The sequence below is a fragment of the Acinetobacter sp. CIP 51.11 genome (assembly GCF_000369665.1).
GTDB lineage: Bacteria > Pseudomonadota > Gammaproteobacteria > Pseudomonadales > Moraxellaceae > Acinetobacter > Acinetobacter lwoffii_S.
This window is the reverse complement of sequence record NZ_KB850131.1, coordinates 26355-44518: the sequence shown is the minus strand read 5'-3', so window position 1 is coordinate 44518 and position 18164 is coordinate 26355. Positions and strand designations below refer to the sequence as shown.

Sequence of the window (18164 nt, the reverse complement as noted above, 5' to 3'; positions counted from 1 at the left end):
TCATGAAAAAAATCTCTCTTACATTAATCAGCCTTGCCCTATCTTTTTCAGTTGTGGGCTGTACTTCAAATAAAGCCGTGACCAGTCCTAATGGCTTTTCATCTAAAGCGGTTAATCAGCCTGACACTGTAAAAAACTATATGCAAAGCATAGCTGTATATCAGCAAAATAAAGATTTAAGCACTGAAACTGAAAGACAAATTGCACTTCTAACAGACAAATATATTCAAACCAAAATGATTATTGACGAAGCAGCACGTCGCCAAAATATTTCTAATCAATAAGGACTTGATCATGACTGAAGCAAACAAGGTCGATAAACCTAGTTTTAATAAAGAACAAACAGGCTATACCAAACTTGGCCAGACGTTAGAAACAAATCAAGCTGAAGTCAATTCGATTGAAAAAGCTGAAAATATAGATATTTCAAAAAACACAAAAGGTATTAATCAAGATCTTGAAGAAACTAAGGTAACTGATACCAAAAAGCTAAAAACTAATGACAGTAAAGAATCTAGTGAAGAAGGCATACCTAAAGCATTGCTCAATAAATATTATGTGGTAGATGACAAATATCACTTTAAAGGTAATCCTGAAAAAGTAGCTTTTGAAGATTCTGGAAAAGCTTTAAAAACCACAATTGATGATAAGCATATTGCTGCTTCAATGGTGGAGGTAGCAAAAGCTAAAAAATGGGAAACAATACAGGTTAAAGGCTCTGAAGAATTCAAACGGAATGTATGGCTTGAAGCTTCAATGAAGGGCATGACAGTAAAGGGTTATGAACCTCGTGATATTGATCTAGCCTTGCTCAATGATATGAAAAAAGAACAAGGTAAAGAGGTAGTTCCCAATACTCTTGAAAAGGGTAATGAACGCCAGAAAGAAAAGCCTTTAAATAATCAGGGAAAAATAGATCCAGCGCAGGAACGAAAAGAAAAGCTTAATAATCTTTCAGAACAGGAAAAAGCTTTACTGACAGTGTTTGATAAAAAAATGAAAGCTGACGGCTTCACAGAAAAGCAGCGCACAGCCAGTATAGACGTTGCGGTTGAACAGCTTAATCAGAAAAAAATGCACGTTGGAAAATTAGTAGATCATGGTGCAGCACCTTATAAGCATGATCCTAAAAATAACAGCAGCTACTACGCCACTATTGAAAATAGTAAAGGTGAAAAAAATACAATATGGGCGAAGGATCTGGAACGTACTTTGAAAGAACAAAATATCATTAAGAATGATGATATCGTCGTGACCTATAAAGGATCTAACAAAGTCGAAGTGAATACTAAAGAAATTGATCCTAAAACTGGACTGCCAACAGGTGCAAGAGTACAAACATTGGCAAATAAAGGGAAGTGGGAAGCACAAAGCTTGAGTAAATTGAAAGAAACAACTGAAAAAGCTCTAACCAAAAATGATAAAACTAAACTTCAGATTCAACACAATGCCGATATTCAAAATCAGAAATTTCATAAGCCAAAATTAACGGCTTATGATGCCAATGCTCCAAAACAGCAGCCAGTACAGCAGCCACAAGTTAAAACTCAAGAGAGAAATAAAAATAAAGATATATATCGATAATCTAGGCCACGAAAACACCCATTAAGGGTGTTTTTTTAAATCCCGCTACTAGATCAGATGGGAGCAGTTTATTTTCTGCGGTCACCATTTAAAAAGCACAGCTTTCTAAAGCTCGCTTGAAAATCAACAGTAATCAGGGAAGGGAAAATTTAACTGATTGCGCCAGTTCGCAAAGTAGACACTTTGCTCTGATACACCTTCTATGGATCTGCATTGGATAGGTAGAATAGAAGGTTAAACTTGGGATATTGCTTGTATTGTCCACCTGTGGACTATATAATCAAATTTAATCTGATTAAGGACGGTAAATAATGACAAATGCAGACTTTAAACTGCTAGTTGAATCATTGGGATTTTACAACCCTGAAGCGATACGTGATTATTTCAAAGCTATAGGCTTTAATGAATCTATTAACGTCCGACCAATCCAATATTGGTTAAATGGTAAAAGTGTAGCTCTCAATATGCCGATTCCAGACGATGTGGTTGAGCATTTTAAGCAGCTTGAACAAATGAAAATTGAGTTATCAGGCCAAGAGAAATTTAAGAAAAATTGCTTTCTCTACAAAGATAAATATCTAATGTGGGAAAAATTCCCTGAGCTAGAAGGGCTACCTAGCACGTACCTTAATCAACTCATGGTTCTGGTGAATATGCTACATGGTTATAGGGAAATGCAGTATTGCACAAGCTACTAGGGATCATAGAATGAAAAATCAGGATCTTTCTATTGTCGAGCTAATTAGTAAACGCAATAAAATTGTCTATACGGTCTGCGGATTATTGGTCTTACTGACAATCTTATCTTTTGCCAGATATTTTCTGAATTTTAGTATCCTTTATTTTTTAATCTTGCTTATCCCATTCTTTGCGCTTATGTACTGGATGATACAAATCACTGAAGATATAAAAGATAAACAGGATTCTTCATAAAAGAATTCTGTTTATTCGGCACTGTTGCAAATAGTGATTTGAGTCGATGATGTTCCCTTTAAAAAGTGCTTAGAGACCGAAAACCCTGTTGATTAGACACACTTCACCCTGAGGCTGACCATAATAAAATGACGATGCTTGTCCTTTACGTAGTGCACGCATGACTTCAATACCTTTAATTGTGGCATAAGCAGTCTTCATAGATTTGAATCCTAATGTGGCCCTGATGATTCGCTTTAACTTACCATGATCACATTCAATGACATTATTTTTATACTTAATCTGCCTGTGCTCAATATCTACTGGACATTTTCCTTCTCGCTTTAATCGTGATAAAGCATGGCCATAGGTCGCTGCTTTATCTGTATTGATGACCCGTGGAATTTGCCATTTTTTCACCGTATTGAAGATCTTTCCTATGCTGTATCTCGAAATAAATAAGATATTTAGCTTATCATGTCAGCCTATTTGCAACAGTGCCGCTCCACCTGCTTGATTTTGATCATCTAAAATAATAAATGGTATTTTTTTTCGCCTTAAAAAATAAGCTGTAGATAAAGCTGCCTGTCCACCACCGATAATGATGACATCAGTTTCCGTCTGTTTCTGATTCAAAGCCTTTTCCCCTTTTATTTTTTCTTTAATATAAAAACCCAATCCTGAAGACTGGGCTTTTACAATATTCACTATATTTTTATGACAACATCAAAATCAACTTAAACTATCAAGATATTTTTCAGCATCTAATGCAGCCATACAACCAGAGCCTGCTGAAGTAATCGCTTGGCGATAAACTGAATCAGCCACATCACCGGCAGCGAATACACCTGGCACTGAAGTAGCAGTGGCATTCCCCGCTGTTCCGCTTTGGATCTGAATATAGCCATCACGTAACTCAAGTTGCGCTGAAAACATCTCAGTATTTGGTTTGTGACCAATTGCCACGAATAAACCCTGTACCTCAATATCTTGCTTTGATCCATCTACAGTGGATTTTAAACGCACTCCAGTTACTCCGGTGTTATCGCCTAACACTTCATCCACTTGATTGTTCCAAAGAATGCTAATTTTGCCTTCTTTCTGTTTTGCAAAAAGATGGTCTTGTAGAATTTTTTCAGAACGCAATGAAGCTCGGCGATGCACTAAAGTCACGTGAGCTGTAATATTAGACAGGTAAAGCGCCTCTTCAACCGCAGTGTTACCACCGCCTACAACCATCACCTTCTGGTTCTTATAGAAGAAACCGTCACAAGTTGCACAGGCACTTACACCTTGCCCCATGAATTTAGCTTCAGACTCAAGACCTAAGTATTGTGCCGTTGCACCTGTGGCAATAATCAGGGCATCACAGGTGAATTCTTCCATATCGCCTTTCAGCACGAATGGACGAACGCTTAAATCCACTTCACTGATATGGTCATAGACGATTTCGGTGCCAAAACGTTCCGTATGCGCTTGCATACGTTCCATGAGTGCGGGGCCTGTTAAACCTTCTGGATCACCCGGCCAGTTATCGACTTCAGTGGTCGTGGTTAATTGACCACCGAGTTGTAAGCCTGCAACTAAAGTGGGTTTAAGATTAGCCCGTGCTGCATATACCGCAGCGCTGTAACCCGCAGGACCTGAGCCAAGAATGATTAATTTAGAATGTCTCTTTTGCATTTAAGATCACCTAGCAGTTTACAAACTGCGCTGATTGACACGTTTAGATAATTCTTCAGCTGATTCCTTACGTTCTGAATAACGATCTGTCAGGTATTTGCTTTGTCCACGAGTCAGTAGGGTGAACTTAAATAACTCTTCCATCACATCCACAATCCGGTCATAGAAAGCCGAAGGTTTCATTCGCCCATCTTCTTCAAACTCCAAAAAAGCTTTTGGAACTGAAGACTGATTTGGAATGGTGATCATCCGCATCCACCGCCCCAAAATACGCATCTGGTTCAGGCTGTTAAATGACTGTGATCCGCCACTGACTTGCATCAAGGCAAGAGTTTTACCTTGGGTTGCACGGATTGCCCCTCCTGCCAGTGGAATCCAGTCGATTTGAGATTTAAAGATTGAACTCATAGAACCATGGCGTTCAGGTGAACACCAGACCATGCCTTCTGACCATGCTAAAAGCTCATGCAGTTCTTTTACTTTTGGATGCTCAGTATCCGCATCTTCTGGTAAAGGAAGCCCTTTAGGATGAAAGATTTTTATTTCCGCCCCAAAATGCTCAAGGATTCGACCGGCTTCAAGAACTGCAAGGCGACTGTAAGAACGTTCTCGATTAGAGCCATACAGCAGCAAAATTCGCGGAGGATGAGCAAGTTCTTTGGCTTGAACTTTTTCAAAGGTGGGTTGCTCAAGAAGATTTAGATCTACATTTGGGAGATTCATAGAGTTAGGCCTCTTTAAAAACTTTCTTTCTCAGCCAGAGTGAAACACTCACCAAGGCAATCAACACAGGAACTTCGACCAGTGGGCCAATAATCGTGGTAAAAGCAACAGGCGAAGCGATACCAAAAGTTGCAATCGCTACTGCAAGTGATAATTCAAAATTATTCCCCGCTGCGGTAAATGCAATTGCTGTGGTCTTAGGATAGTCATTGCCCATCCATTTACTCATAAAGAAGCTGATGAAGAACATTAAAACGAAGTAAATGGTTAAAGGAATCGCGATGCGTAAAACTTCAAGCGGAAGACTCACGACATCACCGCCTTTTAGGCTAAACATGGCCAGAATGGTGAACAGCAAAGCCATTAAACTCAGCGGACTGATTTTCGGAATGAACTTGGTTTCATACCATTCCACGCCTTTCTGTTTCACCAAAATCCATCGCGTTAAGAAACCTAATAAGAACGGAATACCAAGATAAACCAGAACAGCATGGGTGATGGTCCAGAAATCGACATTAATGACCTGCGAAGCGACACCAAAATAGGGTGGAAGGAAGGTCAGGAATAACCAGGCATAGGTACTGAAAAATAGAATCTGGAAGATGCTGTTAAAGGCAACTAATGCTGCAACATATTGATTATCACCACAGGCCAAGCCATTCCACACCAGAACCATGGCAATACATCGAGCAAGACCAATCAGGATGACACCGGTCATATATTCTGGATAACTATGTAAAAATATGATTGCCAGGGCAAACATGAGTACTGGCGCGATCAGCCAGTTTTGTACTAAGGATAAAGTAAGGGTTTTCTTATCCTTAAACACTTGTGGCAAAGTCGCATAGTTCACTTTTGCCAGTGGTGGATACATCATTAGAATAAGACCAATCGCGATTGGAATATTCACTGAATCAATGCTTAATTTATCGAGTGCGACAGAAGCCTGAGGAAAGAAGTTTCCGATGGCAATGCCTAAGGCCATGGCAATAAAAATCCATAGCGTCAGGTTGCGATCTAAAAAAGATAAGCGTTTTTCAGACATTTCACTTACTCAACGTTCGAAATTTGATTAATTGCTGCAATCAATTCTGAGCGAGATAGTTTATCTACATTAAGTTTAAATAAAGCATCTAAGCGACGATTGATATGTTCAACAGTGCTCATAAAGGCTTTTATTTTTTCTTCTTTATTCACGTCTAAGTGTGAAGGATCAGCCAAGCCCCAATGTGCCTTGATTGCTCCACCCAAATAAAGTGGACATGCTTCTTGAGCAGCAGAATCACATACTGTGATCACAACATCAGGTTGATATTGTTCACAATCATTAATCGTTTTACTCCATAAACCTTCGGTAGATAATCCTAAGTTTTCAAGGGTTTCTAAAGTTAGCGGGTGAACTTGACCTGAAGGCTTACTCCCAGCACTATAGGCTTTCCAACCTTCTGGTGCTCGGCTATTAAACAAAACTTCAGACAAAATGCTACGGCAGCTATTTCCAGTACATAAAAATAAAAATTTCATTGAATTACTCACAATAACTATTTATAGAAAGGGGGTGTTGATCATCCAGCTTTGATTGAGATTGAACCGTCTTCAAAATATCTAAAATTTCATAACACCAGTTGGCCAATTTTGGATTGATACTGTAGTAAACCCATTGGCCTTGTCTGCGATCTTGAAGTAGCCCTGAAGCACGTAAAAGGGCTAAATGTCTTGAAATTTTAGGTTGACTGAGTTGTAGTTTTTCAGTCAAATCACATACACATAGTTCTTTATTTTCAACAATTAATGTCACTATATTGAGACGTGTTTCATCTGATAAGCATTTAAAAAAATTAACTTGATCCATATAAGTCTCCTTCACATTCTTTCCATTTAAGAGATGAGAAAGTGCTATTTAATTCTTTGGCCATTTTCATCAATAATTTTTTCACCATCTTCTTTGCTAAATGCGCCTTTCTGAGGAAACGGGAGAATATCCAAAACAACTTCAGAAGGACGACACAAACGTGTACCTAAATCCGTAACAACGAATGGGCGGTTAATCAAAATAGGATGTTGAAGCATAAAATTTAAAAGCTGTTCATCAGACCAATCTTCCCGAACAATTTCTAAATCAGAATATGGAGGTACATTTTTACGAATTGCTTCTCTAACACTTAAACCAGCACTACGAATAAGTTCAATTAATTCTGCTTTCGAAGGTGGGGTAATTAGATATTCAATAACGATTGGTTCAATTCCTGCATTTTGAATTAAAGCTAAGGTATTCCTTGATGTACCACACTCAGGATTGTGATAAATCTTTATGGTCGAGAACATTTTGACTGACTCTGCTATTAGAAACTCAGATATATTTATATACGTATTTCCACATATATGCAAATACGTATATTGATTTTATTTAAATTACTTAATGTCAATAAATGTATATATATTCTTGCAAATTCTTATGAGTGAGAAAAAACTCGTTATTTAAATATGTAAATTTAGAGTATACCCTAAAGTTACAATCTGAAAGTTCATGAAATTATGTATCATTTGAATGATTTTTAATCATAAATAACATGTAACTTTAGTATTAAAGATTTATAATTTACGAAATTGTTCATTTTTATCCAATTGGGGCGTGAAAAATTGAAAGGACAAAAAGTAGGGTATATCCGGGTAAGTTCTGTCGAGCAAAACACTGGACGTCAACTTGAGGGAATTGAAGTCGACCGGATTTTTGTTGACCGTGCTTCAGGTAAAAATACTGACCGACCTAAATTTCAGGAAATGTTGAACTATGTCCGGGAAGGGGACAGGGTGATTGTACATTCCATGGATCGTTTTGCGCGAAGCCTGAAAGATTTGGTCACTGAAGTAGATAAACTGGTCAAACGAGGGATTGCCATCCAGTTTGTAAAAGAAAATATTACTTTTACGGCCGAATCCACCCCGATGGATAATTTGATGCTGCAATTGATGGGTGCTTTTGCACAGTTCGAACGTGAGATCATTTTAGAGCGGCAAAAGGAAGGAATAAAACTCGCCTCTGCTCAGGGGAAGTACAAAGGTCGGGTGCATAAACTAAAGCCTGACCAAGCTGAAGCTTTACGACAAGCATGGAGGGAAGGGAAGTATCCATCAAAAATGGCATTAGGCCAGGCATTTGGAATTAGTCGCCAAGCGGTATATCGGTATTTAAAAGCCGGGAAATAACTCAATTGAAATTGGCGACTATATTTAGTTTAGCTTATGAAAATCGTGAAACGTTGATTAAATAATAAGTGCAGAAAGCAAAGAGTTACAAATTTTATACAATATAAGTTTTTGATTTATAATTAATTAACTCGATTGCAATCTAGCTTTTTCAGCAACGATTTATCTTTTTTAAAATAGTATTAATTTATTTTTTTGAGAATAAACCTTAACAAAATTACAAGTTTGTAATTTTTTTGTCATTCTGATGTATATATTTACTCATTATTATAAGTAAAGATTTTTTTGGTCCAAGATATGATTAGATTCAATAATATGTACATGAAGATTATTTTAGTTATTTTTACTATAGTTTTTTCAACCAGTAGTTTTGCTGATGGGGGACTCCGTTTCTTAGAGAAAAATTTAGAAATAATTAACATAGTAATTTAAATTAAAAAGTGATTTATCAGGTGAATTTTAACTATATAAATAATTTATTTAATTTAATAAACCTTTCATAAATCATTTTTTGCTCAGTTCTATGTTGTAAATTCCAGCAATTATCATAGCCACGCGGCTGTTACTGAAGAGAATAGTAAGAAGTTAATATTTACTGTAGGTTTGACCACTACGTTTTAATCGTAGAAATTATAACCGTTTTTATTACTCAAAGTTTAACTTTTGTGATTATCTAAAAACACATAGCGGTCGAATGGCCATATTAACTGACTTAAAATCAGTCGCATACTTTAATGTAGCGGTTCTGATAGCACAAAAGTTCGCAGCATGAAAACGGAACCGGCATAATTGATTTATAGTGAACCCATACACTAAGCATAATGATTTAGAGGACGATAATCCCAATGAAAAAATTCCTTTTAGGAGCTGTTGCCGCATCTGTTTTGGCCTTTTCAGGCAATGCTATGGCCAATTTTGTGGCAGGTCAGGACTATCAGGTGGTTGCAAAACCAGTCAAAGTCGAAAAACCGGGCAGAATTGAGGTACGTGAATTCTTCTGGTACGGCTGTGGTCACTGTTTCGCGCTTGAACCACATATGCAGGGCTGGTTGAAAAAATTACCAAAAGATGTACGTTTTGTACGTACGCCGGCTGCAATGAATCCACTCTGGGAGCAGGCAGCGCGTGCTTATTATGTGTCTGAAGCATTGGGTGTGCGTCAAAAAGCACATTTACAATTATTCCATGATATTCATGATAAGCAGCGTCCAATTTTAGAACAGGCGCAATTGGCCAAGTTCTATACCCGCTATGGTATTCCTGAAGCGAAATTTAACAGCACTTATAAATCTTTCCCGATCACTTCGAAAATTGCCCAAGCCAAAAATCTGGCTGCTCAGTATCAGTTAAGTGGTGTTCCGGCAGTGACCGTGAATGGTAAATATATTGTGCAGGGTAATGATGCCAAAGTCATTCAGGTGGTGAATTACCTGATCGAGAAAGAGCGTAAAGCCAAATAAGACGCGATTGATTATCTCTAAAAAAAACCTGCATCGAATCTGCAGGTTTTTTTATTTAAACTGGAGGAATGGTTATTTACGTCCTGACTGCCGGATCTGGTGTTTCTATCGGCGGGCGATACCAGTGTAAAATTCCTCGGAATAAGAGCTGCATCTGCAACACGCTTTGCGCTTTAAAGGCATGGGATTGAATATGAATCGTGGATTGTATCTTTACCCGTTCATACCCGATATCTTCATTCAGAAAATGAATTTTCCTTTCTATTTCAACACGCAGAATTGCCGAGGCGCCCCGACGCTCTACAACAAACAAATTCTAATCTAAGATTTACATAAATAGACTAATAAAGTTTAAAAGGAATAAATATTAATTTAAACAACATGGAAATTCTTGTTAATTTCAACAGAAATATGAACAATCTCTTCATGAATTGACAAAGCTTTACGAACTACCTCTGCTGTTAAGGAGTCATTAACTGTATTTAGGGATAAAATACATGAAAATTTACTTCTACCTACTTTCCAGACATGCAGATCAGTAATCGTAATTTGGTTATCTAATTCCTCTACAACTTCCTGAATCTCCTTTACTACAGGATGTTCCATCTCTGCATCAAGCAATGTTTTACCTGTTTCTCTAATCAATCCCCAAGACCATTGTGCTACAAGCACTGCACCTACGATCCCTAGAATTGCATCTAAAAAATCCCATCCAAAATACTTCCCTGCGAAAAGTGCAATAATCGCTAATACAGAAGTTACTGCATCTGCTACTACATGAAGAAAAGCGGCTTTCTGGTTTAAGTCATGGTCATCATGAGAGTGATGATGATCGTGGTGGTGGTCATGGTCATCATGAGAGTGATGATGGTGGTGGTGACCATTTTCACGTAGTAACCAGGCACAAATAAAATTAACGATCAAGCCAACAATCGCAATTGAAATTGCCTCGTTGTAGTGAATATTCACAGGATTGAATAAACGTTCTATCGATTGAACACCCATGAATACAGCAACAACCATCAATAAAATGGCACTCGAATATCCAGCTAAGATTTCTATCTTCCATGTACCGAAACAGAATCTCTGATCACGAGCATATTTTCGAGCCATTTTATAGGCAAAATAAGCTAAGCCCAATGCCAACATATGAGAACTCATATGCCATCCATCAGCCAATAAAGCCATGGAATTAAAGAACCATCCTCCAAAAATTTCAAACACCATCATTACACCAGTGAGGATGGTTGCGATTAAAATTTTCTTTTGTGCTAAAGGATTTCCTTCGTCAAATTGATGCGAATGGTCACTTTTAACATTATTTAGATATTGCATTTTATTGCACCACAATTAATACTCCCCCATAGTATATGTTCTTGAGGTTGAATAGTATGTCTCACTTAAATCAGAACAAAAAAATTTTAAATCGGATTAGACGAATTCAAGGTCAAACTAATGCCCTTGAACAGAATATTTTAAATTCTGAAAATTCTTGTATTGAGGTATTACAGCAAGTTGCAGCAATTAAAGGTGCGATAAATGGCTTAATGAATGAGTTAATAGAACTTCATCTTAGAGAACATGTACTCGGTGATACTGAGGAAATAAAGGAAAAAGAACTGAATGAATTTTTAGCTTTAGTTAAACGCTACTTATAACTTTAAAGCACAGTCTTTTAAATAAAAAAACTGTGTGCGCACCTATTAATGACAGTGGTAATCACCAGTTTTACTGTTGGTATGACAACCCTGTGAGTTCGTTCCCCCAGAATGAGCATTCGCATAGGTAAATGACATGCCTATAAAGCATATTAATAAAATTCTTTTCATCTTAATCCCTCTCAAATAATTAGAATATCAACTGTATGATCTTTAATCAAAGCCAACATGGCTTAGACCATTTTTAAATAAATCAAATATATAAAAATATAACGGGAAAATTTAGCCATCAAAACTAAAAAAAGGAACTTATAAAATTTCTCCTTAAGCATTCCACTGACCAGGGTAATGGGATCACCGATCACTGGAACCCAGCTTAATAGCAGTAGAGGTGAACCATAACGCCCATATAGGTTCTGTGCTTTTAATAGCTTTTCTTCAGACACAGGAAACCATTTCTTCTCTTTGTATTTCTCAACTTGTACTCCCAACCACCAATGCACGCATGAACCTAATACATTCCCTAGCGTTGCCACACCTATAAGTAAAACCGGTGAATATTCTCCCAATATTAGCATTCCTGCCAATACAGATTCTGATTGAAGAGGCAGTAATGTTGCTGCCCCAAATGCACTTAAGAATAAAAAAATATAAGCCACTATTTAGGCCAGTGCTGGTGATAGCTATCAATCATAAATTCATGTTCATGCTTACCTTTATAGTTGTGCTGCAATAAATGCTCGTGATCTTCTGGTAAATCAAGATGAGTATGTTCTAAAACTAAATTATCGTTTTTTGGCCAGATAACAAACGCGACGACTATTGATACCAAGGCGATGAATGCCATAGGCAAAAAAGTTATAAGCGTTCCAAAGCTTGTACTTAACCAGCCCACTAATGGATAAGTGATTAGCCAGCAGGCATGTGAAAATGCAAATTGAGCTGCAAATAGCGCTGTTCGATTTTCACTTGATGCAGACTTTCTAATAAGACGTCCGGTTGGTGTTTGAGAAACTGAATAACCAATACCTAATATAAACCAGAGGGCTAATAGCCCAGTATAGGCAGAAATAAAGTAACCGCTAAACAATCCAACGACGAGAACCACAGTGCCTGAAAGCATGACAGTTCTATCATTCAATTTATCTAATATTTTTGGTAATGCAAATGCAGCAAGCATTGAGCCTAATCCAAATAAACCAAATGCCCAAGTAGTCGCCTGTTCAGTTAATTCAAATGTCGTTTGAACTAAAAAAACCGTATTGACAATGACAACCGCACTGGCTGAAGCAATAGCCAGATTTAAAGCGAGTAAGGCTTTTAGGCGGGGTGTTCTGAAATATATTTTTGCGCCTTGTTTGATTCGGTTATATACCCCGATAAACTCCGGCATTTTCGCATTTGGTAATTTTGCACTGACTACAAATAGTGCCGAACCAATAAATCCAACCACAGTTCCCAAAAACAAGTTGTGATAACTCATCACAGTGAGTAACAAGCCTGCCAGCATTGGACTTATAATATTTTCTAGGTCGTAGGCCAATCGTGATAGAGACAGCGCGTTTGTATACTCTTCTTCTATGGGCAATACATCAGGAATCATGGCTTGAAATGTGGGGGTAAAAGCAGCTGAGGCAGACTGAAGAATAAAGATCAAAATATAGATTTGCCAGATTTGAGTCACGAAAGGCAGACACAATGCGGTTAAGGCTCGAATGACATCCAACCCTACCAAAACTTTTTTTCTCGGTAATCTTTCTGCAAATGCGGAGGCAATGGGTGCGACACTAATATAAGCAATCATTTTAATCGCCAAGGCAATACCCAGGACTTGGGCTGCTTGCTCTTTTGCGATGTCATAAGCCTGTAAAGCTAGAGCAATAGTAATGAGTCCAGTACCAATCAAAGCGATGACTTGGGCTAAGAACAAATGCCGATATGTTGTGTTTTTTAATACTTCTAGCATTTTAGGGACTCCTTATTTAGAACCTAACTTTTATGCCATACAGGTTCCAGATGAGGCTTAGCCCTCATCTGGAATTTTACAAATTAAAAGACCTTTTTCATTTCACTGAAATGACCTTCAATATTCAAAGTTACAGTCACTGGATTTTCTGTTCTGTTTCGCCAGAACCAGCCATGCTTTCCGTCAAATGCAGCGGTCAATGTGCCAGATTGCTCAGTTTCATTTTTACCTTTACCGTATCCATGATAGAAATCTTTTGGTGCATTTACAGGATCACCATGCGTGTCATAGTTCAGACCACCACCTGATGATTTCCAATCAAAGGTTACACTTGCATCTTTGGGCATAGCCAACTTAACTTCGGTTGCCTGGTTAGGTTTTAATTCGATAGAGATCGATTCTTTCTTAATAGCGGGCATTGTATTTGAGCTCTCATCTGGTACAGCAGCCTGAGCAACCGAACTATTAGCAGTAGTTACTGAAGGGATCTGAGAGCTCTCTCCCATACCATTCACTGATTCAGCCGCTAAAGATTGCTTAATTTCACCCATTTTGGTTAAACCCAAAACTTTACCGACACCAGTAGGGTCAATAGCGTATTCGGCTGGCATTACCCAAGTCACAAGAACAACAATGGCGCTCACCGCCGCAATAACAGTTGATTTGATCAGTTTTTTTGAAGAGGGTAATTCAACATCTTTTGGAATTTCAGCGTTAAACATAATTTAGATCCTTATTGAGTAATGAAGCCAGTGAGTTGGTAGCCAACAAGTAGAAAACCAAGGAACATCAAGAAGACATTGCTTTGATATGCTGTTCTGAAGAAATAAGGAGTTTTTCTCCACATCGTCATAAGCAGTAAAATGATGGCTAATGCCATGAGTTGCCCTAATTCGACCCCGATGTTGAATGAGATCAGATTCGCAAGCAGGCCATCATCTGGCACTTCATATTCCTGAATTTTTACAGCTAAACCAAAGCCGTGAATCAAACCAAAAATCAGCGTGGCAATTTTTGTATTGGGCTGGAATCCAAACCAGCGCTGATAAGCACCTAAATTATCTAAAGCTTTATAAACAATAGAAAAACCAATGATTGCATCAATAATGTATGCATTCATCGAAATGTTGTAATACACCCCTATCAGCATGGTAACTGAATGACCGATGGCGAACAGGCTGACATACAAACCAATATCTTTCATACGGTATAAGAAGAAAATAATACCGACCAGAAATAATAAATGGTCATAACCTGTAACCATGTGTTTGGCGCCCAGATAAATAAAGGGGATCACATGAACACCGTAGATTTCCTGTATATAGCCTTTGTCACCCTCTGCAACTCCATGAGCAAAAAGTGCAGGACTTATCAAGACCATACCTAAAGCAATCAACAGCTTTAAATAGGTTTTGAGCTTCACATAATGTGAATCAATAATTTGCATCTAAATCAAACTCCAAAAATTAAAAAATGGTTCAAAAAACTCATGATTTTTTTTGGAGGTTTAAAAATACGACTTGCAAGCAATAGAGCGTATTTCTGCGTACGGTCAAATATTTGCGCACCTAACAGAAGCAAGATAAGTGCTATTTCTTTGATAGATGCAACATTAGAAAAATGTTCGTAATAGGTATCTTGATGATGATGTGAATGTTGCTGATTTACCTCATGATGATGAGTGTGAATCACATCTACATAGGCATGCTTTTGAAAGCGGTTTTCAGTCGCATGCTCGTTAAAATGCAGACATAGTGCAAGACTGATGATGCAAACCAGACACATCATCACATATCTCATTTTTGAATCTTGCACTATTGCCATCATATTGAACTTCTCTACCCTTTCTGCTCAGCGAAACCGTCAGATTTTTTCTGAAGAGCTTGGTTAAACCAAACATAGAGGGTGGGCAGAATAATCAAGGTAAGTAGCGTTGAGGAAATAATTCCCCCTATAACAACGGTTGCAATTGGGCGCTGTACTTCTGAACCAATCCCCACGTTTAAAGCCATAGGGATAAAGCCCAAAGAGGCAACCAGTGCAGTAATCAGCACTGGCCGCAAACGTTCTAATGCACCATGTTTTACTGCATCAATCAGCCCTTCACCCTGATCACGCAATCTCTGAATGGCCGATACGAGTACCAAACCATTGAGTACTGCAACACCCGATAAAGCAATAAAACCAACAGCAGCCGAGATAGAGAAAGGAATATCACGGAGGGCTAAAGCAATGACGCCACCCGTTAATGCAAAAGGCACACCAGTAAAGACCAGCACACTATTTCTGATATTGCCTAAGGCCATATAAATCATTGCAAATATCAAAATCAAAGCGATGGGTACAACAATCATAAGTCGATTAGAGGCTGACTCCATTTGTTCAAAAGTACCGCCCCAAGTGAGCCAGTAACCTTCTGGCATTTGGAAATCAGAGTTTAATTTTGATTGTGCATCAGCAATGTAACTACCGATATCAGTACCACGCACGTTTGCCGTGATCACAATACGACGTTTACCATTTTCACGAGAAATTTGGTTTGGTCCTTGAATATTCTTCAATTCAATCAATTCGGACAACAATACACTTGAACCATCAGGCAAACTGACAGGAATTTGATACAGTTTTTCCAGGTCAGTTACTGAGTTTTGATCCATCCGCACAACAATATCGAACTTACGATCTCCCTCAAAAACCTTACCTGCTGTTTGCCCCGTAATCAGACTGGATACTTGCTTTTGTACATCTTCAGCATCAAGACCGTAGTTGGCGATCATGTCTTTTTTAAGTTCAACAGAGACCATTGGAAGCCCACTCATCTGTTCAACTTTTAAGTCGGCTGTTCCATTCACACCTTCTAAAATTTTCGCTGCAGCATTTGCAGATTCAAGCAACTGATCTAAATCATCACCATAAATCTTCACTGCAACATCTGTACGGACACCTGAAATCAGTTCGTTAAAACGCATTTGAATCGGCTGAGTGAACTCATAGTTGTTGCCATAAACGCCTTTTGCCACACGTTCAATATCGGCAACGACAGCTGATTTTTCCTTGTCAGGATTCGGCCATTCGCTACGTGGTTTCAATATCACAAAATTATCAGCGACGTTTGGTGGAACTGGGTCAGTCGCAATTTCAGCTGTCCCCACTTTGGCAAACATGGTTTTCACTTCAGGAATTTTGACGATTTCTTTTTCAAGCGCATACTGCATTTCAACAGCTTGAGTTAAAGAAGTTCCAGGAATTCGAAGTGCATGTAATGCCACATCACCTTCATCTAATGAGGGAATAAATTCGGAACCTAAACGAGTTGAAAGACTCGCACTGAATACAAAGAAAATTGCTACGAACGCGATCAGCTTATAACGATGACTCAAAGACCAATCTAAAATTGGGCTATAAACTTTCTTAATGAAATGAACAATCTTCGATTCCTCTTCCTTAATTTCGCCTGTCGTGACCAAAGCCACCATTGCAGGAACAAAAGTAATCGAAAGAACCATTGCAGCCACGAGAGCCATAACAACTGTAGCTGCCATCGGTGTAAACATCTTGCCTTCAACACCAGTAAGCGTCATGACAGGCAGATACACCAAGATGATGATCAACTGACCATAGAGAATGGCTTTTCGTGATTCCTTAGTCGCTTCAAAAACCGTCGTGAATCGTTCTTGACGGGTGAGTATTCGTCCTAATTCTTTCTGCTTCATCGCTAATTTTGCAAGTGAAGCTTCAACAATGACGACAGCACCATCGACAATGATCCCGAAATCTAGCGCACCTAAACTCATTAAGTTTGCACTGATTCGTTGATTCACCATGCCTGTAATGGTCATGAGCATTGATAAAGGAATCACCATCGCAGTGATGAGCGCTGCACGGAAATGTCCAAGAAATAAGAAAAGAACGACAATAACGAGGATTGCACCTTCTAGAAGGTTTTTCTTCACCGTGTCTATCGTCGCATCAACCAAGGTTGTACGGTTATAAACTGCTTTTGCCTCAACACCTTCTGGCAATGACTCTTGGACTTTTTGTAACTTTTGATCTACCGCATGAGCAACATTTCGCGAGTTTTCACCAATCAGCATAAATGCAGTACCTAAGACAATTTCTTGCCCATCTTTAGTTGCTGCACCTGTACGTAACTCGTGACCAATCGATATTTTTGCCACATCTTTCAAACGCAGAATGTAACCGCTGCTTGTGGTGATCGGAATATTCTGAATTTGTTCAATCGAACTGATTTGAGAATCAGAACGTATCAAGTACTGCTCACCATTCTTCTCAATATAGCCTGAACCTTTATTCATGCTATTTTTAGAAATAGCATCCAAAATAGTCTTTTGATCTAGACCAATACTTCGTAAATACGCATAGTCGGGCTGTACAACAAATTGTTTTAAATAGCCACCAATCGTATTGATTTCATTCACACCTTCGACATTTCGAAGCTGAGGCTTGATCACCCAATCCTGAAGTGTTCGCAATTCAGTCGGTGAAAGTGGAGTCGGGTTGTTTTTTGCATTTTCCACCGTGTACATGAAGATTTCGCCAAGTCCTGTAGAAACAGGACCCATAGAAGTCGATATACCTCCTGGAAGACTTGGTGTAACCCCTTGCAACTTTTCATTCACTAGCTGACGGGCAAAGTAAATGTCCGTGCCTTCCTTAAAAATCGCAGTCACTTGAGATAAGCCGTATCTGGATACTGATCGGGTATAGTCCAGATTAGGAATACCAGCCAAAGCCGTTTCAATGGGGTAGGTGACCTGGGATTCCATCTCGGTTGGAGATAAGCCCTGGGCCTCACTGTTAATTTGAACTTGTACGTTGGTAATATCGGGTACAGCATCAATTGGCAGTTTAAAATAGTTGTAAACGCCAAATGCCCCTATGAATAGGAAAATGATCAGTACCAGCCAACGATTCTTTATCGAGAGCTTTACAATTTGGTCAAACATAAAC

Annotated in this window: 19 protein-coding genes and 5 pseudogenes; 7 read left to right on the top strand and 17 right to left on the bottom strand. The window is 38.5% G+C overall.

Going from position 1 to position 18164, the window contains the following annotated elements:
- Positions 1-2: 2 nt before the first annotated feature.
- The 3 genes from F894_RS14660 (at position 3) to F894_RS14650 (ending at position 2282) form a co-directional block, all read left to right on the top strand.
- Complete coding sequence (locus F894_RS14660; RefSeq protein WP_005248700.1) at positions 3-284, top strand: hypothetical protein; 282 nt, start codon at positions 3-5, stop codon at positions 282-284.
- A gap of 10 nt (positions 285-294) precedes the next feature.
- The gene (locus F894_RS14655; RefSeq protein WP_005248696.1) at positions 295-1584 is read left to right on the top strand and encodes an LPD7 domain-containing protein; all 1290 of its coding nucleotides are present in this window, start codon (positions 295-297) and stop codon (positions 1582-1584) included.
- A gap of 311 nt (positions 1585-1895) precedes the next feature.
- Positions 1896-2282 (top strand): hypothetical protein, encoded by a 387-nt coding sequence (locus tag F894_RS14650; RefSeq protein ID WP_005248689.1) that lies wholly within the window; start codon positions 1896-1898, stop codon positions 2280-2282.
- 304 nt (positions 2283-2586) lie between these two features.
- Here F894_RS14650 and F894_RS14640 read toward each other — a convergent pair.
- The 8 genes and pseudogenes from F894_RS14640 to arsC form a co-directional block, all read right to left on the bottom strand.
- Positions 2587-2949, bottom strand: a pseudogene (locus F894_RS14640) (IS6-like element IS1008 family transposase); the annotation flags it as partial.
- A 42-nt stretch (positions 2950-2991) separates the two neighbouring features.
- Positions 2992-3204 (bottom strand): annotated as a pseudogene (locus F894_RS14635) (NAD(P)-binding protein); the annotation flags it as partial.
- A 24-nt stretch (positions 3205-3228) separates the two neighbouring features.
- Complete coding sequence (gene trxB, locus F894_RS14630) at positions 3229-4179, bottom strand: thioredoxin-disulfide reductase (RefSeq protein WP_004644738.1); 951 nt, start codon at positions 4177-4179, stop codon at positions 3229-3231.
- Between the two features lie 18 nt (positions 4180-4197).
- A complete protein-coding gene (gene arsH, locus F894_RS14625; protein WP_004644739.1) occupies positions 4198-4902 on the bottom strand; it encodes an arsenical resistance protein ArsH in 705 nt (234 codons plus the stop codon).
- 4 nt (positions 4903-4906) lie between these two features.
- A complete protein-coding gene (gene arsB, locus F894_RS14620; RefSeq protein WP_004644740.1) occupies positions 4907-5947 on the bottom strand; it encodes an ACR3 family arsenite efflux transporter in 1041 nt (346 codons plus the stop codon).
- Between the two features lie 5 nt (positions 5948-5952).
- Positions 5953-6426 carry an arsenate reductase ArsC gene (locus F894_RS14615; protein WP_004644741.1) on the bottom strand — a complete coding sequence of 158 codons (474 nt, stop codon included), beginning with the start codon at positions 6424-6426 and terminating at the stop codon, positions 5953-5955.
- A gap of 4 nt (positions 6427-6430) precedes the next feature.
- Positions 6431-6754, bottom strand: a complete 324-nt coding sequence (locus F894_RS14610; RefSeq protein WP_005248682.1) for a metalloregulator ArsR/SmtB family transcription factor — start codon at positions 6752-6754, stop codon at positions 6431-6433.
- Between the two features lie 44 nt (positions 6755-6798).
- Complete coding sequence (gene arsC / locus F894_RS14605) at positions 6799-7227, bottom strand: arsenate reductase (glutaredoxin) (RefSeq protein ID WP_004733243.1); 429 nt, start codon at positions 7225-7227, stop codon at positions 6799-6801.
- Positions 7228-7542: 315 nt separating this feature from the next.
- Between arsC and F894_RS14600 the strand changes: the two genes are divergently transcribed.
- From F894_RS14600 to F894_RS14595, 3 genes and pseudogenes are all read left to right on the top strand, one after another.
- Positions 7543-8109 carry a recombinase family protein gene (locus tag F894_RS14600; RefSeq protein ID WP_034438700.1) on the top strand — a complete coding sequence of 189 codons (567 nt, stop codon included), beginning with the start codon at positions 7543-7545 and terminating at the stop codon, positions 8107-8109.
- A 546-nt stretch (positions 8110-8655) separates the two neighbouring features.
- Positions 8656-8777, top strand: a pseudogene (locus tag F894_RS15475) (cation transporter); the annotation flags it as partial.
- 177 nt (positions 8778-8954) lie between these two features.
- Positions 8955-9569 (top strand): thiol:disulfide interchange protein DsbA/DsbL, encoded by a 615-nt coding sequence (locus F894_RS14595; protein WP_004281236.1) that lies wholly within the window; start codon positions 8955-8957, stop codon positions 9567-9569.
- Positions 9570-9941: 372 nt separating this feature from the next.
- Here the strand turns inward: F894_RS14595 and dmeF are convergent, their stop codons facing one another.
- On the bottom strand, positions 9942-10904 hold the full coding sequence (gene dmeF / locus F894_RS14590; protein WP_034438686.1) for a CDF family Co(II)/Ni(II) efflux transporter DmeF: 963 nt from the start codon (positions 10902-10904) through the stop codon (positions 9942-9944).
- 56 nt (positions 10905-10960) lie between these two features.
- Here dmeF and F894_RS14585 point away from each other — a divergent pair, with 56 nt between their 5' ends.
- On the top strand, positions 10961-11227 hold the full coding sequence (locus F894_RS14585) for a metal/formaldehyde-sensitive transcriptional repressor (RefSeq protein ID WP_005248679.1): 267 nt from the start codon (positions 10961-10963) through the stop codon (positions 11225-11227).
- 45 nt (positions 11228-11272) lie between these two features.
- Here F894_RS14585 and F894_RS15120 read toward each other — a convergent pair whose 3' ends face one another.
- From F894_RS15120 to F894_RS14555, 8 genes and pseudogenes are all read right to left on the bottom strand, one after another.
- Positions 11273-11365 carry a YHYH domain-containing protein gene (locus F894_RS15120; RefSeq protein ID WP_151809984.1) on the bottom strand — a complete coding sequence of 31 codons (93 nt, stop codon included), beginning with the start codon at positions 11363-11365 and terminating at the stop codon, positions 11273-11275.
- Between the two features lie 95 nt (positions 11366-11460).
- On the bottom strand, positions 11461-11889 hold the full coding sequence (locus tag F894_RS14580) for a YqaA family protein (protein WP_034438676.1): 429 nt from the start codon (positions 11887-11889) through the stop codon (positions 11461-11463).
- The gene (locus F894_RS14575) at positions 11886-13193 is read right to left on the bottom strand and encodes an MFS transporter (RefSeq protein WP_005248677.1); all 1308 of its coding nucleotides are present in this window, start codon (positions 13191-13193) and stop codon (positions 11886-11888) included. Before F894_RS14575 ends, F894_RS14580 begins: the two co-directional genes overlap by 4 nt.
- An 83-nt stretch (positions 13194-13276) precedes the next feature.
- Positions 13277-13615, bottom strand: a pseudogene (locus F894_RS15470) (transmembrane anchor protein); the annotation flags it as partial.
- An 83-nt stretch (positions 13616-13698) separates the two neighbouring features.
- Positions 13699-13915: pseudogene (locus tag F894_RS15465) on the bottom strand (transmembrane anchor protein); the annotation flags it as partial.
- An 11-nt stretch (positions 13916-13926) separates the two neighbouring features.
- A complete protein-coding gene (locus tag F894_RS14565; protein WP_005248674.1) occupies positions 13927-14640 on the bottom strand; it encodes a HupE/UreJ family protein in 714 nt (237 codons plus the stop codon).
- 5 nt (positions 14641-14645) lie between these two features.
- A complete protein-coding gene (locus F894_RS14560; protein WP_034438673.1) occupies positions 14646-15020 on the bottom strand; it encodes a hypothetical protein in 375 nt (124 codons plus the stop codon).
- Between the two features lie 11 nt (positions 15021-15031).
- Positions 15032-18160, bottom strand: coding sequence for an efflux RND transporter permease subunit (locus F894_RS14555; protein WP_005248672.1), 3129 nt, complete (start codon positions 18158-18160; stop codon positions 15032-15034).
- Positions 18161-18164 lie beyond the last annotated feature (4 nt).